Origin of the sequence: Brevibacillus sp. M2.1A, from assembly GCF_013284355.2 — a bacterium.
Lineage (GTDB): Bacteria > Bacillota > Bacilli > Brevibacillales > Brevibacillaceae > Brevibacillus.
Window position 1 is genome coordinate 3,318,281 of sequence record NZ_JABSUY020000001.1, and the last position, 13,938, is coordinate 3,332,218.

Here is a 13,938-nt window from a genome sequence, read left to right on the forward strand (position 1 = left end):
ACCTTCATGAGAAAATCACTCCACAACAGAGGGTTTCTGCCAGGCTTTGGCATGACCATGGGCTATACAATCATCTACCTGAGTCTTCTGGTGCTGATCCCTCTGTCTGTCTTGTTTTTAAAAGCCTCAACGATGAGTTGGGAGCAATTCATAGGGACGATTATGGATACGAGGGTCCTTGCCTCCATTCGTGTGAGTATTATGACTTCTTTTTTTGCGGCTTGTCTTAATGCAGTGTTCGGGGTTTTGGTGGCATGGGTGTTGGTTCGCTATCAGTTTATGGGGAAGCGGATCATAGACGGCATTGTTGATCTGCCATTTGCTTTACCTACCGCTGTAGGCGGGATTGCCCTGACTTCTATTTACGCTGAAAATGGCTGGATTGGGCAGTACCTGGCGGAGTGGGGGATCAAGGTAGCGTACACCCCGATGGGTATATGGGTGGCACTAACATTTATCGGTCTTCCTTTTGTCGTCAGAACCGTTCAGCCTGTTTTGCAGGATTGGGATTTGCAAATGGAGGAAGCGGCGGCTACGTTGGGTGCTACTCGATGGAATACATTTTGGCGGGTGGTTTTGCCGCATCTGTTACCGGCGATCATTACGGGTTTTGCGCTCGCCTTTGCCAGAGCATTGGGGGAGTATGGCTCCGTCGTGTTCATCTCCGGGAACATGCCGTTAAAAACAGAGATTGTACCCCTCTTGATTATGACCAAGCTGGAGCAGTTTGATTATGCAGGAGCTACGGCAATTGCAACTATCATGCTTGTGATTTCCTTCGTCATGCTTTTGATCATCAACTACTTGCAATGGAAAATCAATAAATTCGATGCGGCCCGTTAGGAGGTATGACGTATGAAGCATTTAACGGAGCCAGCCTATATCCGATGGACACTGATTATCGTGGCCTTGCTCTTTCTCGGCTTGTTTTTGATCCTGCCGCTGGTAGCTGTTTTTACTGAAGCGTTTCGGCAAGGGGCGGAGGTGTTCGTAGCATCCATTACAGAGGAGGAAACGTTATCTGCAGTCAAGCTCACCTTGCTAGTCGCAGCCATTAGCGTACCGCTGAATGTGACGTTCGGGATCGCTGCTGCATGGGCAATCGCCAAATTTTCGTTCCCGGGGAAAAATGTGTTGCTTACGTTGATAGACTTGCCATTTGCCGTATCTCCAGTCATTGCGGGCCTTATCTTTGTCCTCTTGTTTGGGAGTCAAGGTGTGGCGGCGCCCTTGCTTGAGGCTTGGGATTTCAAAATCATTTTCGCGGTTCCAGGTATCGTGCTCGCGACGACCTTTGTTACGTTCCCGTTCGTTGCTCGTGAACTGATTCCGGTCATGGAAGCACAGGGAAGAGATGAGGAGGAAGCAGCAGTTTCGCTCGGGGCGAGCGGCTGGAAAACATTTTTACGTGTCACGCTGCCAAACGTAAAATGGGGGCTCCTGTACGGGGTCATTTTGTGTAATGCCCGCGCCATGGGTGAATTCGGGGCAGTATCCGTCGTTTCTGGTCATATCCGCGGCATGACCAATACGCTCCCGTTGCATGTGGAGATTCTCTACAACGAATATCAATTCGCTGCTGCCTTTGCGGTAGCCACCTTGCTTGCTGCCTTAGCCTTAGTGACACTTATTCTGAAAAGCTTGATCGAGTGGAAAACCGAGCGGCAGGCAAAGCTGGATGAGGAACAACACTACGACGTGACAGGAGAGAGAGCCGGATGAGTATTGAGGTAGTGAACATTACGAAGTCATATAAAAGCTTTACGGCACTGAAAAATGTAAATCTGCACATCCCGGAAGGCGAACTCGTAGCGCTTCTCGGGCCTTCCGGATCGGGAAAGACGACTCTTTTGCGTCTCATCGCTGGACTGGAGCAACCGCAGGAGGGGAGCATTCTCTTTCACGGAGAAGATAATACGAACCGTGACGTGCGCGAGCGGCAGGTAGGGTTTGTTTTTCAGCATTACGCCTTGTTTCGGCATATGAACATCTTTGACAACATCGCGTTTGGATTGTCCGTGCGCTCCCGCAAAACACGACCGAGCAAGGAGGAAATCAGTGAAAAGGTTCATTCGCTGTTAAAACTCGTTCAGCTAGAAGGTCTTGCACATCGCTATCCCTCACAGCTATCAGGTGGGCAGCGCCAGCGTGTTGCATTGGCGAGGGCGTTGGCAGTGGAACCAAAATTTTTGCTGCTGGATGAACCGTTTGGCGCTTTGGATACGAAAGTGAGACAGGAGCTGCGTCGCTGGCTCCGTCATCTGCACGGGAAGCTTGGGTTAACGATTTTATTCGTCACACACGATCAGGAGGAAGCGATGGAATTGGCGGATCAGGTTGTTGTGATGAATGAAGGGCGAGTGGAGCAGGTCGGTTCGCCCGAAGAAATTTATCATTATCCGGCGAATCCATTCGTGTACAGCTTTCTCGGGCGGGTCAATCTGTTTCACGGACGAATCCAAAATGGCAAAATCAAGCTCGGAGAAGCAGAGTTCGAGACGGATTGGAAGGATAAGGCGGTGGAGGCTCCCGCTGTCGGATACATGCGGCCACATGATGTAGAGATTTCATTGCGCGCGCCAGAGGGGAAGTCTGCCAGATCTGTTCAGGCTGAGATCAACCATATTTCTCTCTTGGGGCCGATCGTTCGCCTTGACCTGAAGCGATTGGACACGGAGGAAGTATTTGAGGCAGAGATGAGCAGGCAGCGCTTTATGGAGTTGAACGTAGAAGAGGAGAGCATTGTATACGTGACGTTGCACAATGTATCGATCTATGTAGATTCCCAACCTGTACAGACACAACGCCCTGCCCTCGTTCCGTTGCAGGCCAGTGTTTGATCCAAGCATGGCAAATAAACCGGTCTGCATATGCCGCAGGCCGGTTTTTGATTGGAGGCACTTGCTACTCGCCGCGTTGCTTGGAGCGTGTCTGTTCTTTGCTAAGTGTGTTGGAAGACCGTGTTTGCGAAGGGTTTTCTTTCTTTCCCATCTCATTTTTTACACCATTTTGCTTGGACATATCGTAAGCCTCCTTCCCACTGGATTGCCATGGTAGTTTTCCCTGCCAAAGTCCATTTCATGAATCAAGTATTTTTTGCTGTGCGCCAAATCGTTTATCTTTTGCAAAATGAGGTCATCTCTGGTAAGATAAGTGTTTGAACGATTCAAAAAAGGCAGGTATTGCGACGATGATAAGCACTCAGAACGTGACGCTGCGCTACGGCAAGCGCGCACTGTTTGAAGATGTATCCATTAAGTTTACCCCAGGTAACTGTTACGGCCTCATCGGTGCGAACGGTGCAGGGAAGTCTACCTTCGTGAAGATCCTCTCCGGAGAGATCGAGCCGACGAGCGGTCACGTTTCGGTGACACCGGGCGAGCGTATCGCTGTATTAAAGCAGAACCACTTTGAATTCGACGAGTACGAAGTGTTAAAAACGGTTATTATGGGCCACAAGCGCCTGTTCGAGATCATGGAAGAGAAGACCGCTCTTTACATGAAAGAAGATTTCTCCGAGGAAGACGGCAATCGCGCGTCCCAGCTTGAGGGAGAATTCGAAGAGCTGAACGGCTGGATGGCCGAAGCAGATGCAGCTAGCTTGCTGATCGGCCTCGGTATCCCGACAGACCTGCACGACAAGCAGATGAAGGACCTCTCTGGTACGGAGAAGGTACGCGTTCTGTTGGCGCAAGCGCTGTTCGGTAATCCACACATCCTGCTCTTGGATGAGCCGACGAACCACTTGGACATCGAGTCAATTCGTTGGTTGGAAAACTTCCTGGCGGATTATGAGAACACCGTCATCGTTGTATCCCATGACCGTCACTTCCTGAACAAGGTATGTACGCACATTGCGGATATTGACTTTGGCAAAATCCAAATGTACGTAGGTAACTACGACTTCTGGTACGAATCCAGCCAATTGGCGCTGAAAATGGTTCGTGATCAGAATAAGAAGAAAGAAGAAAAAATGAAGGAACTGCAAGAGTTTATTGCGCGTTTCTCTGCGAATGCTTCCAAGTCAAAGCAGGCGACCTCGCGTAAAAAGCTGTTGGAGAAAATTACGTTGGAAGACATTCGTCCTTCCAGCCGTAAGTATCCGTTCATCAACTTCAAGCCAGAGCGTGAAGCGGGTAAAAACCTCGTAGCGATTGAAGGCTTGAGCAAGACGATTGAAGGCGAAAAACTGTTTGAAAACCTTCACCTCACCATCAACAAAGGGGACAAAGTTGCGTTTGTCGGACCAAATGAGCTGGCGAAAACAACCTTCTTCCAAATTTTGATGGGCGAAGTTCAGCCTGATAGCGGTTCTTTCGAATGGGGCGTTACGACTTCCCAAGCGTACTTCCCAAAAGACAATGCGGAGTACTTTAACTCTGACTTGAGTCTGGTTGACTGGCTGCGCCAATACTCCAAAGATCAAGACGAGACATTCATTCGTGGATTCCTTGGTCGCATGCTGTTCTCTGGAGATGAAGCGCTGAAAAAGGCAAACGTACTGTCTGGGGGAGAAAAGGTTCGTTGCATGCTGTCCAAGATGATGCTGGCGAGCGCCAATGTATTGATCATGGACGAACCGACGAACCACTTGGATTTGGAATCCATTACTGCATTGAACAACGGCTTGATTGAGTTCGACGGTACACTCCTGTTCGTATCTCATGACCACCAGTTCGTCCAAACGATTGCGAACCGGATCATTGAGTTCACGCCGAAGGGTGTCATTGATAAGATGATGACGTATGACGAATACCTGGAGAGCGATGAAATCAAGCGCCTGCGTGACGAGCATTACGCGTAAGCTGCCTACGACATATAAAAAGCCCTTGGCTTCGCACAAATCGTGCAGAAGTCATGGGCTTTTTCTCATGTGACGGGGTCTTCCACGAACTCGATTTTGTTAAGAAACGCTTCCTTGCTCGAGAAAATAACACGCTCTTTTCGTGGGGAAGTAAAGAACACCACGATATACTGGTCATCGATATATTCTACCGTGCCGCGTTTCTTTGGTCTTTGTATCGTCTTCACGGGTTTATTCAACCACTCGTTCATCTGCTGTTCCTCCTACCTGACTTTCCCATTCATTATACCAAGTTTAATGACGATGCCCAATGACATGTGCAGTTATGGCGATGCGAAGCAGCATTTGATCGTGCCCGTTTTCCGCATTCAATCCGGTCCACTCGCGGATGAGCTGAATGCGGTATTTGATTGTATTTTTATGGACATACAAACGACGCGCGGCTTCGGCGTAATTACCATCCGCTTGCAAAAACACTTGCAAGGTTTGTAGTAACTGTCCGTTTTTTTCTCGATCATAGCTTTGGATTTTACCGAGACATTCTTCTGCAAAGGCTTGGGCTTCTGTTGCAGGATCGACTGCGTACATGATTCGCTCAAGTCCCAAGTCGTGGTAGCTTTTGACGCGAAAAGAAGCGGCGTTGGCTGGGCTTGCCGAATGTAATGCGGTTTGCAAGCTGACTACTGCTTCCCGATAACTGCGAACGATGCCTTCCCGTTCAGGATGATATCGCCCAATTCCTGCAAAGACGGGCTGATCCAATTGCTTGGTGAACGTCTGTAAGCACTGTTCTTGCAGCCATTGCGAGAGCGATTCAGTGGGTGCATGGTTAGATTTCGGCACGAGCAAGAGGACACGATTTTCCTGATCCAATCCATACAGAATCGCTCCATTGGTAGAAAAAAAGCTGTGAAACGCGTTCAGAAGATGATGATTTTCTTGCCAAAGTACCATGCCGGTCTTGTCATGAGGGGAGGTGCTTAGGAGCATCGCGACATAGTGATCGGACAACTCCCAGCCGACTTCATCCGCCTTTCGCATGAGCATTTCGTGTGAGACGATCTGCCCACTGACGAGTTGTTGCAAAAAATCATTGCGAAAACGTTGGAATGTTTCCTGGATGGCTCGTTGTCGCTGCATTTCAAGGGACAAGAGGGCAGCACTTTGCTCGATGGCGACTTTTTCCCACGCGTATAGATCACGCTCCCGCTGTCCAATGATGATGGTTCCCTGCACGATTTGGTCGTGGAGAAGCCACCGGACATGGATTCCCTCTTTTTGTTTGCTAAGCGGCTCTTGTGTTAGTCGGATCGGGGCGCGTTGACCGTACCGCTTGTCCAATGAATCATCGCGTGGGATCGAACCAAACGAGGAATCCCATTTCCATTTATGCTGGGGGACATGGATGGAGACAGGAGCAGCAAGGATATCGGACAGTAAATCTGTCAATGTAGAAATCGGAGCTCCTCCCGTCAAAAAGTGATGGAACCGTTCATAAATGGCATGGGTTCTGTCCAGCTCGATGCGCTGTTTGTCATTGATGTACTGAACGACTGGCACGATAACATCTGACCAAGCTTTTTCCATCGGAAAGGACAGGATGGGAAATGCTTTTTTCGTAGCGTGGGAGAGAACGGCTTCAGGAAGATTCTCGATGTATCGACCTAATTTGATGGCGAGCCCAGGTGTGCCGATGGCGACTAGCTCATCGATGAGTGTTATCAGTCGTTTTGTACATGGTTTTTGCTGAGAGAGGAATGGAAAGCCTGTCGTCAGAACGAATTCACCAGATCGCAACCACCTATGGCCATCGGGAGAATCAAAGGAAGTAACATTCAACAGCTCATTTTCTAAAGAGTCCGCGCCTGCAAGCACTGACGATTCATCAAAGCCACCAACTTGTATGAGCTCACGGACAGTAATCATTACGCTCACCATGCCTTCTTCATCTTTTGGCTACTCGCACAAAACCCCGTTCCGTTTTCTGGCCATGTGAACAAAGGAACTATTTGAATTTTTAGATAATACTAATGTACATGTCCAGGATGTGTACAGGCAATGGGACAAATCGAGCAAACTGGGGGGAGTCGTATGAAAGCGAGAGATTGGCTAGGGGTACTGCCATTCATTGGGATGCTGGGAGGAATTCCGTTTGTGAATCGGGTTGAGCCTTACGTATTAGGCATGCCGTTTGTCCTGTTTTGGATTGTTCTCTGGGTAGTCTTAACTTCCGTTATCATGGCATTCCTCAACAAAATCGATCCTGCTACGAAGGAGGACGGCCAATGAATATCGCCTTGATCATTATTTTTGCCTTTTTATTGCTGTCCTTCTATTCCGGTATTCGTGCGCAACAAGGGAAAGACATGAATATGGAACAATGGACCGTTGGCGGCAGAGGATTCGGTTCGATCTTTATTTTCTTGCTGGTAGCAGGCGAAATTTATACGACATTCACCTTCTTGGGGGGCAGTGGTTGGGCGTACTCCAAAGGGGCACCTTCTTACTACGTTCTCTCTTATATTTCCCTCGCCTATGTCATTTCCTACTGGCTCTTGCCGCCGATTTGGCAGTATGCAAAAGAGCACAAGCTCGTCTCCCAATCCGATTTTTTTGTAAGCAAGTACAAGAGTCCGATACTCGGCATTTTGGTCGCAGCAGTCGGAGTCATTGCGATTATTCCGTATCTCGTCCTCCAATTCAAAGGGCTGGGGATCATCGTATCGGAAGCATCCTATGGCTCGATTTCGCCTGCTGCTGCGATATGGATCGGGGTCATTGTTGTGACCATTTACGTCATGATCTCAGGAATTCACGGTTCGGCTTGGACGGCGGCGATCAAGGACATCATGATTTTCTTTGTCGTCGTTTTCCTCGGGCTTTATCTTCCGTTTCATTATTACGGGGGCATCCAGCCAATGTTTGAAGCCGTACAAGACTCCAATCCTGGTTTCTTGACGTTCCCTGAGGAGGGTTTAAGCATTTCCTGGTACATTTCGACGGTGCTGGTAACGGTGTTCGGCTTTTACATGTGGCCGCATACGTTCGGCTCTGTGTTTTCTGCGAAAAATGCGAATGTGTTCCGCAAAAATACGATTATGCTGCCGCTCTATACCTTGATGCTTTTGTTTGTGTTTTTTGTCGGCTTTACGGCGATCCTGCAAGTCCCCGGTTTAAAAGGGGCGGACGGTGATTTGTCCTTGCTTCGTCTGTCGTTGCAAACATTCGATCCGTGGGTAGTCGGGATCATTGGAGCAGCAGGCTTGCTAACGGCACTCGTACCAGGCTCGATGCTATTGATGACAGGGGCGACGCTTTTGGCGAAAAATGTGTACAAAGTTATGGCTCCGCACACATCTGACGTACAAATCGCCCGGATTGCCAAATGGTTGGTGCCTGTCATCTCGTTGATCTCGCTGTATTTTGCACTGAGTGGGGGAGATACGCTCGTTACGTTGCTATTAATGGGCTACAGTTTGGTCACACAGTTGTTTCCAGCCTTGCTTTTTAGTCTTCCTGCCAAGCCGTGGGTGAATAAATACGGAGCGTTTGCCGGAATTTTATGTGGGGTGTCAACCGTTGCGTATGTGACTATTTTCCAAGTGACGATTGCGACCCTGTTTCCGAATTGGCCAGCCGTTGTCAAAGACTTGAACATTGGTGTCGTGGCATTGCTAGTCAATCTTGTCGTGATGTTTAGTGTGACGTTAGTGACGAGGAATCTTTTTGCACTGAATCGTCATGCCGCAAAGACAGAAGGGACACCAACTCTTTAATACTAATCCTTTAAAGGAGGCAGTTATATGGCAGATACTGTTTTTATCAACGGACAGGTGATCACGGTAGATCAAGAGAATCGGGTGGCGGCGGCGGTGGCAGTCAGAGGGAATCGCATTCTTGCTGTCGGGTCTAATGAAGATGTGAAGCAGTTGATTCAATCACATACAAACGTCATTGATTTGCAAGGGAAAAGTCTATTGCCCGGCTTCATCGATGCCCACCTGCATATTACGATATACGGTACGAACAAGCTGGGGGTTGATTGCAAAGCGAGAGGGATCAGGTCAATTGATGATCTGCTCACTGCACTGAAAGAACAAGCGGAAAAAACACCCAGAGGTGAATGGGTGAGGGCATGTGGTTTCGATGAAAATCTCATGCAAGAGCAACGCTATCCGACACTCGCCGAGCTGGATGAAGTGACGACAGCGCATCCCGTTTTTGTCATGAGGACGTGCGCTCATCACTCTGTCGTAAACAGCAGAGCGCTTGCCATTGCAGGTTACGACAGAGACACAGCCGACCCACAAGGTGGACGTATTGAGCGTGATGCAGATGGTGAGCTAACCGGATTCCTCATCGAAACGGCACATATGAACATGTTTGAAAAAGCTGCTTTTACAGAAGCCGAGTATATCGAAGGTCTGCGATTGGCTTCGAAAGACTTTGTTGCTGCTGGCATTACGAGTGTCCATGATGCGGGAGGATACGGTCCAGAGAACTATCGGGCAATGCAAAAAGCGGTACAGAAAGGTGACGTAAAAGTTCGTATCTACGCAATGGTTTGTGCGCTGAATCAATCGGATGATTTTGTCCGCAGGATGATCGATGCCGGAATGGTAACGGGTACGGGGAATGCTCGCTTCCGTATCGGACCTGCGAAGGTTTTTACCGATGGGGCAAGCATTGCGCCCACGATGGCCATGCGTGAACCGTTCACCAGCCGACCAGATGATTACGGAATTCTCTACTATGAACAGGACGAGTTGAATACCATTTTGGGAGAGGCACATGCAAAAGGTTTTCAAATTACCGCTCATGCCCAGGGAGATCGAGCGATTGACATGCTGATGACATGCTTTGAAACGGCATTAGAAGCACATCCGCGCGAGAACCACCGACATCGGATTGAACATGCGGGTGTATCTGCGCCTGATCTGTTGGCGAGAATGGCTCGGCTAGGTGTCGTACCCATTCCGAATCCTGCTTTTATCTATGATTACGGCGATTCGTATGTGAAAAATATCGGAGAGCGTGTCGGACATATGTTTCCGGCGAGGGATCAGGTAGACGCGGGGATCATTGCGGCAGGCGCATCGGATAGTCCCGTGACTGATTTCAACCCGCTGATCGGGATTCATGCTGCTGTTAATCGGTTGAGTAAAACAGGTCAGGATGTGGGGATCAATCAAAGGGTCAGCATCATGGAGGCGATTCGCATGTTTACTTGGAACGGAGCGTACGCCAGCTTTGAGGAGGGGATCAAAGGGAGTATTGAAGTCGGGAAGCTGGCTGATCTCGTGGTGCTGGACGGCGATATTTTGGCAACGCGGGCAGATCGCATCAAAGAGCTACGCGTAGACAAAACGATGATAGATGGAGAGTTCGTCTATCATCGCCAAGATGAGGAGGTTCTACTAGCATGAACGTAAAAGCGAGAAAGCTTGCGATCAATGAAGAACGCCTGCAAAAACGAATCGAGCAATTGGCGCAAATCGGGAAAATAGGTGAAACGGGTGTATGTCGACTCGCTTTGTCCGCTGAAGACCGGGCAGGTGTAGAGCTGGTGCGTAGCTGGATGGAAGAAGCCGGTCTTCAGACCCGGATCGATGACTTCGGCAATTTGATTGGCCGGATGATGGGGAAGGATGAGCAAGCCCCGATTCTGATGATTGGCTCTCATATCGATTCGCAGCCATACGGTGGGCAGTACGATGGTGTGATCGGCGTATTGGGGGGACTGGAGGTCGTCCAGACGTTGAATGAACAAGGAATCATGCCCACACAACCTATTGAAGTCGTTGCGTTTTGTGACGAGGAAGGGTGCCGGTTTCAAAAAGGACTGTTTGGCTCCAAAGGCATTCTCGGCATGCTGGACCCGACAGACTTGGAGCGGACGGACAAAAACGGGATTACACGCAGGCAGGCACTGGCTGATTTTGGCTGCGATCCTGATCGCCTGGAAGCGTCTATTTATCCAAAAGGCAGCATAGGTGCTTATCTCGAGCTGCATATTGAGCAGGGGCCGATTCTCGATGATGCCAAAGAAGCGATAGGAATCGTGTCGGCGATATCGGGGCCTTTGTGGTGGACGGTCGAGCTGACTGGCTTTGCCGGGCATGCTGGTTCCGTACCGATGCCGATGAGAAAGGATGCACTGGTCGGAGCGGCAAAAGTAATTTTGGCAGTAAACGAGTTGGCAAAGCTCGATCCACAAGCGCCGACAGTTGGTACAGTCGGTCATTTGGAGGTTTTCCCGGATTCGCGTAACATCATTCCCGAGCGGGTGCGTTTTTCGATTGATTTGCGCGACATTGATTTGCAGCGACGCGATGAGCGCGAACAAGCGTTGCGCGAGGCGATTGAGCTAGCCGCCGTAGAAGGCGGATTGCAATATACCATTACGGAAGATACGAATAGTGACCCGCGTTACTGTGCCGACTGGATAAAGGCAATCATGCATGAGGAGAGCAGCAAGCTCGGTGCCTCTGTGCGCGAACTGATGAGTGGTCCTTTCCATGACGCTTTGGCGCTCTCCTACGTCTGTGATTACGGGATGATTTTTGTCCGCTGCAAGGACGGTATCAGTCATAATCCAAAAGAATACGCAGCCTATGAAGACGTGGCGCTGGGAACAGAGCTGCTTTACAAAACCGTATTGCGGATGAGCACCAACCAATAAAAGAGAGAGTCGCCCGTCTTAGCGGATAGGCGACTTTTTTCATACAGTCTATGACGAGACTTTACAGACTGTTTTTGATATATTTTATTCTTAGAGGTTCTTATCACGTCTGAGGAAGGAAGAATGGCATGAAAATGCGTGTTTCCGCTGTGCAGTACCATCTGCATACCATACATAGCTTTGAAGACTTCGCCAATCAAGTTGAGCACTACGTGAAAAACGCGCAAGAGTACGACACAGAATTTCTCCTTTTCCCGGAGCTGTTTACGACTCAACTCATGTCAATCGGAGACGAACAGGGCCATGCGCTGCCGATTACGGCATTGCCATCGTTCACGGCCCGTTATGTCGAGCTGTTTCGTTCCCTCGCTGCCAAATATGAGATGCATCTGATTGGTGGAACGCACATCATCGAAGAAAACGGCAAGCTTTACAATACGGCTTTTCTGTTCTACCCGGATGGACGTGTAGGCCAGCAGAAAAAAATCCATATCACGCCATGGGAAGTAAAAGGCTGGAACATGGGGGCTGGCGACTCGCTGCAAATCTTTGAGACCGACAAAGGGAAGGTCGCGATGATTATTTGCTACGACATCGAGTTCCCTGAGTGGGTGCGCATCGCCAAAGCACGGGGTGCAGACGTCATTTTCTGCCCGTCTTGCACGGATGATCGCCATGCGTTCCACCGCGTACGTTATACCAGTCATGCCCGGACGATTGAAAATCAAGTGTATGTGGTGCTGACTGGAACAGTAGGCTCGCTGCCGACAGTTGATTTCATGCGAGCGAACTTTGGACAAGCGGCGATCTTGACACCAAACGATGTGCCGTTCCCTCCGCGAGGCATTCTTGCTGAAGGGGAAATCAACCACGACATGATGGTAACCGCTGACCTGGATATTCAATTGCTATACGACGTGCGGGAAAAAGGTTCTGTCACAACCTGGCGCGACCGCCGCACCGATTTGTATACAGACTGGAAGTAAGCAACCCATCGTGATCAGGACAGCAGGAGGATGAATATGTACAGAAAAGAGCTGTATGTATTTGAAGGGAACAAGCCACGCAGAGCCGTCATACGCAACTACAATCGGGCAGACTTCTTCGAATTGATCCAAATACAGGCGGAGAGCTTTCCTCCGCCATTCCCGTCTGAGCTATGGTGGAATCAGGAGCAGCTGACGAACCATATTACGCTGTTCCCGGAAGGTGCCATTTGTGTAGAAGTGGATGGCGTTTTGGCAGGTTCGATGACAGGGTTGCTCGTGAAGTTTGATCCCGCTCAACCCGAGCATAAGTGGGAGGATGTCACGGATAGCGGTTATATCCGTAATCATGATCCGCAAGGGGACACGCTGTACATCGTAGATATTTGCATTCGCCCGAGCTTCCGCAAGCTGGGATTGGGCCAACAGATGATGCAAGCGATGTATGAGCTGGTGGTACAAAAGAAACTGCGCAGATTGCTCGGCGGAGGTCGCATGCCAGGATATGGTCGTTATGCAGACCAATGGTCGCCTGAGCAGTATTTAGAGTGTGTTCTGACAGGGGAAGTAAGAGACCCGGTGATTACATTTCTCATGCGCTGTGGTCGCACGCCTGTTCAGGTCGTAGCGAATTATTTGGAAGATGAGGAATCTCGCAACTACGCGACACTCATGGAATGGAAAAATCCATTTCAGCAGCATCTGTAGGGCGTTTATCCGACATAATCGATCGAGAGGGGATTCGGCTGATGGAATTCGTACGTATTCAACATATTGACAATCCGCTGTTTGCGAAGATGCACCGTTTGATGCAAGAGGTTTTTCCGCCTGAGGAAGTATTGGCGTACGATCTGTGGAAAGAACCACTGGAAGATCCGGGCATTCGTGTATTTGTAGCTGTACACGAAGGAGAAGTTGTGGGCGCTACCGAATACCGTTATTACACGGACATGAACGTAGCCATGACAGATTTTACGATCATTGGTCGCGAAGGACTCGGAGTAGGACGATTCCTCGCTAGAGAGCGTCAAAAGGACCTGCTCGCGCTGGCTGCTGAAAACGGCAAGGAGCTGTACGGGATGTTTGCCGAAATCTACGACCCATACCGTGTGGAAGAACACAGCTTTGGCGGAATTAAGCCCATGGACCCATTTGTACGCCGTGAAGTGCTCTCTCATCTGGGCTACAAACGTACGAACTTTACCTACGTACATCCATCCTGGCAAAATGACGGCGAAGCGGTATCCGGACTCGATCTGGGTTTCATGCCGACAAACGAAGAGCAAACGACGCTCGAAGCCGAACTGATCGTCACGTTCTTGAAGCGTTATTACGCTGTGCTTCCACAAAAGCCACAGGCATGGCTCGATATGGTGAAAGACTTGGAGAGCAAAGAAACGGTGGAACTGCTCCCCATCTAATCGAAAGACAACAAGAACCAACTCTCCTGTGGAGCTATGTTCACG

General features: G+C 49.6%; 13 protein-coding genes. 11 read left to right on the plus strand and 2 right to left on the minus strand.

What is annotated here, in order from left to right; genetic code table 11:
* Positions 1-6: 6 nt before the first annotated feature.
* The 4 genes from cysT to HP567_RS16485 all read left to right on the plus strand — a co-directional run bounded on the left by cysT (position 7) and on the right by HP567_RS16485 (position 4,804).
* Positions 7-843, plus strand: coding sequence for a sulfate ABC transporter permease subunit CysT (cysT, locus tag HP567_RS16470; RefSeq protein ID WP_173609437.1), 837 nt, complete (start codon positions 7-9; stop codon positions 841-843).
* Between the two features lie 12 nt (positions 844-855).
* Positions 856-1,722, plus strand: a complete 867-nt coding sequence (gene cysW / locus HP567_RS16475) for a sulfate ABC transporter permease subunit CysW (protein WP_173609436.1) — start codon at positions 856-858, stop codon at positions 1,720-1,722.
* On the plus strand, positions 1,719-2,840 hold the full coding sequence (locus tag HP567_RS16480) for a sulfate/molybdate ABC transporter ATP-binding protein (RefSeq protein WP_173609435.1): 1,122 nt from the start codon (positions 1,719-1,721) through the stop codon (positions 2,838-2,840). The genes cysW and HP567_RS16480 overlap by 4 nt, the downstream gene beginning before the upstream one ends.
* 350 nt (positions 2,841-3,190) lie before the next feature.
* Positions 3,191-4,804 carry an ABC-F family ATP-binding cassette domain-containing protein gene (locus HP567_RS16485; RefSeq protein ID WP_047069488.1) on the plus strand — a complete coding sequence of 538 codons (1,614 nt, stop codon included), beginning with the start codon at positions 3,191-3,193 and terminating at the stop codon, positions 4,802-4,804.
* Positions 4,805-4,869: 65 nt separating this feature from the next.
* On the opposite strand, the gene HP567_RS16490 is transcribed toward HP567_RS16485, so the two are convergent.
* Both HP567_RS16490 and HP567_RS16495 read right to left on the minus strand, forming a co-directional pair.
* Positions 4,870-5,055 carry a hypothetical protein gene (locus tag HP567_RS16490; RefSeq protein WP_048032716.1) on the minus strand — a complete coding sequence of 62 codons (186 nt, stop codon included), beginning with the start codon at positions 5,053-5,055 and terminating at the stop codon, positions 4,870-4,872.
* Between the two features lie 43 nt (positions 5,056-5,098).
* A complete protein-coding gene (locus HP567_RS16495) occupies positions 5,099-6,742 on the minus strand; it encodes a PucR family transcriptional regulator (RefSeq protein WP_173609434.1) in 1,644 nt (547 codons plus the stop codon).
* Between the two features lie 153 nt (positions 6,743-6,895).
* On the opposite strand from HP567_RS16495, the gene HP567_RS16500 reads away from it, so the two are divergent.
* The 7 genes from HP567_RS16500 (at position 6,896) to HP567_RS16530 (ending at position 13,893) form a co-directional block, all read left to right on the plus strand.
* The gene (locus HP567_RS16500; RefSeq protein WP_026043050.1) at positions 6,896-7,093 is read left to right on the plus strand and encodes a DUF3311 domain-containing protein; all 198 of its coding nucleotides are present in this window, start codon (positions 6,896-6,898) and stop codon (positions 7,091-7,093) included.
* On the plus strand, positions 7,090-8,580 hold the full coding sequence (locus tag HP567_RS16505) for a sodium:solute symporter family protein (protein WP_173609433.1): 1,491 nt from the start codon (positions 7,090-7,092) through the stop codon (positions 8,578-8,580). Before HP567_RS16500 ends, HP567_RS16505 begins: the two co-directional genes overlap by 4 nt.
* 27 nt (positions 8,581-8,607) lie before the next feature.
* Positions 8,608-10,230 (plus strand): amidohydrolase, encoded by a 1,623-nt coding sequence (locus HP567_RS16510; RefSeq protein WP_173609432.1) that lies wholly within the window; start codon positions 8,608-8,610, stop codon positions 10,228-10,230.
* On the plus strand, positions 10,227-11,486 hold the full coding sequence (locus HP567_RS16515) for a M20 family metallo-hydrolase (RefSeq protein ID WP_173609431.1): 1,260 nt from the start codon (positions 10,227-10,229) through the stop codon (positions 11,484-11,486). Before HP567_RS16510 ends, HP567_RS16515 begins: the two co-directional genes overlap by 4 nt.
* Before the next feature lie 128 nt (positions 11,487-11,614).
* Positions 11,615-12,472: a carbon-nitrogen hydrolase family protein gene (locus tag HP567_RS16520; RefSeq protein WP_173609430.1), complete on the plus strand. Its 858-nt coding sequence runs from the start codon at positions 11,615-11,617 to the stop codon at positions 12,470-12,472.
* Positions 12,473-12,508: 36 nt separating this feature from the next.
* Positions 12,509-13,180: a GNAT family N-acetyltransferase gene (locus HP567_RS16525; protein WP_173609429.1), complete on the plus strand. Its 672-nt coding sequence runs from the start codon at positions 12,509-12,511 to the stop codon at positions 13,178-13,180.
* Between the two features lie 41 nt (positions 13,181-13,221).
* Positions 13,222-13,893 (plus strand): GNAT family N-acetyltransferase, encoded by a 672-nt coding sequence (locus HP567_RS16530; protein WP_173609428.1) that lies wholly within the window; start codon positions 13,222-13,224, stop codon positions 13,891-13,893.
* Positions 13,894-13,938 lie beyond the last annotated feature (45 nt).

Bases quoted from the DNA above. Each gene is read 5' to 3' on its own strand.
- cysW (WP_173609436.1), top strand. From the start codon at position 856: ATGAAGCATTTAACGGAGCCAGCCTATATCCGATGGACACTGATTATC.
- HP567_RS16505 (WP_173609433.1), top strand. From the start codon at position 7,090: ATGAATATCGCCTTGATCATTATTTTTGCCTTTTTATTGCTGTCCTTC.
- HP567_RS16520 (WP_173609430.1), top strand. From the start codon at position 11,615: ATGAAAATGCGTGTTTCCGCTGTGCAGTACCATCTGCATACCATACAT.
- cysT (WP_173609437.1), top strand. From the start codon at position 7: ATGAGAAAATCACTCCACAACAGAGGGTTTCTGCCAGGCTTTGGCATG.
- HP567_RS16495 (WP_173609434.1), bottom strand. From the start codon at position 6,742: ATGGTGAGCGTAATGATTACTGTCCGTGAGCTCATACAAGTTGGTGGC.
- HP567_RS16490 (WP_048032716.1), bottom strand. From the start codon at position 5,055: ATGAACGAGTGGTTGAATAAACCCGTGAAGACGATACAAAGACCAAAG.
- HP567_RS16530 (WP_173609428.1), top strand. From the start codon at position 13,222: ATGGAATTCGTACGTATTCAACATATTGACAATCCGCTGTTTGCGAAG.
- HP567_RS16480 (WP_173609435.1), top strand. From the start codon at position 1,719: ATGAGTATTGAGGTAGTGAACATTACGAAGTCATATAAAAGCTTTACG.
- HP567_RS16485 (WP_047069488.1), top strand. From the start codon at position 3,191: ATGATAAGCACTCAGAACGTGACGCTGCGCTACGGCAAGCGCGCACTG.
- HP567_RS16500 (WP_026043050.1), top strand. From the start codon at position 6,896: ATGAAAGCGAGAGATTGGCTAGGGGTACTGCCATTCATTGGGATGCTG.
- HP567_RS16525 (WP_173609429.1), top strand. From the start codon at position 12,509: ATGTACAGAAAAGAGCTGTATGTATTTGAAGGGAACAAGCCACGCAGA.
- HP567_RS16515 (WP_173609431.1), top strand. From the start codon at position 10,227: ATGAACGTAAAAGCGAGAAAGCTTGCGATCAATGAAGAACGCCTGCAA.
- HP567_RS16510 (WP_173609432.1), top strand. From the start codon at position 8,608: ATGGCAGATACTGTTTTTATCAACGGACAGGTGATCACGGTAGATCAA.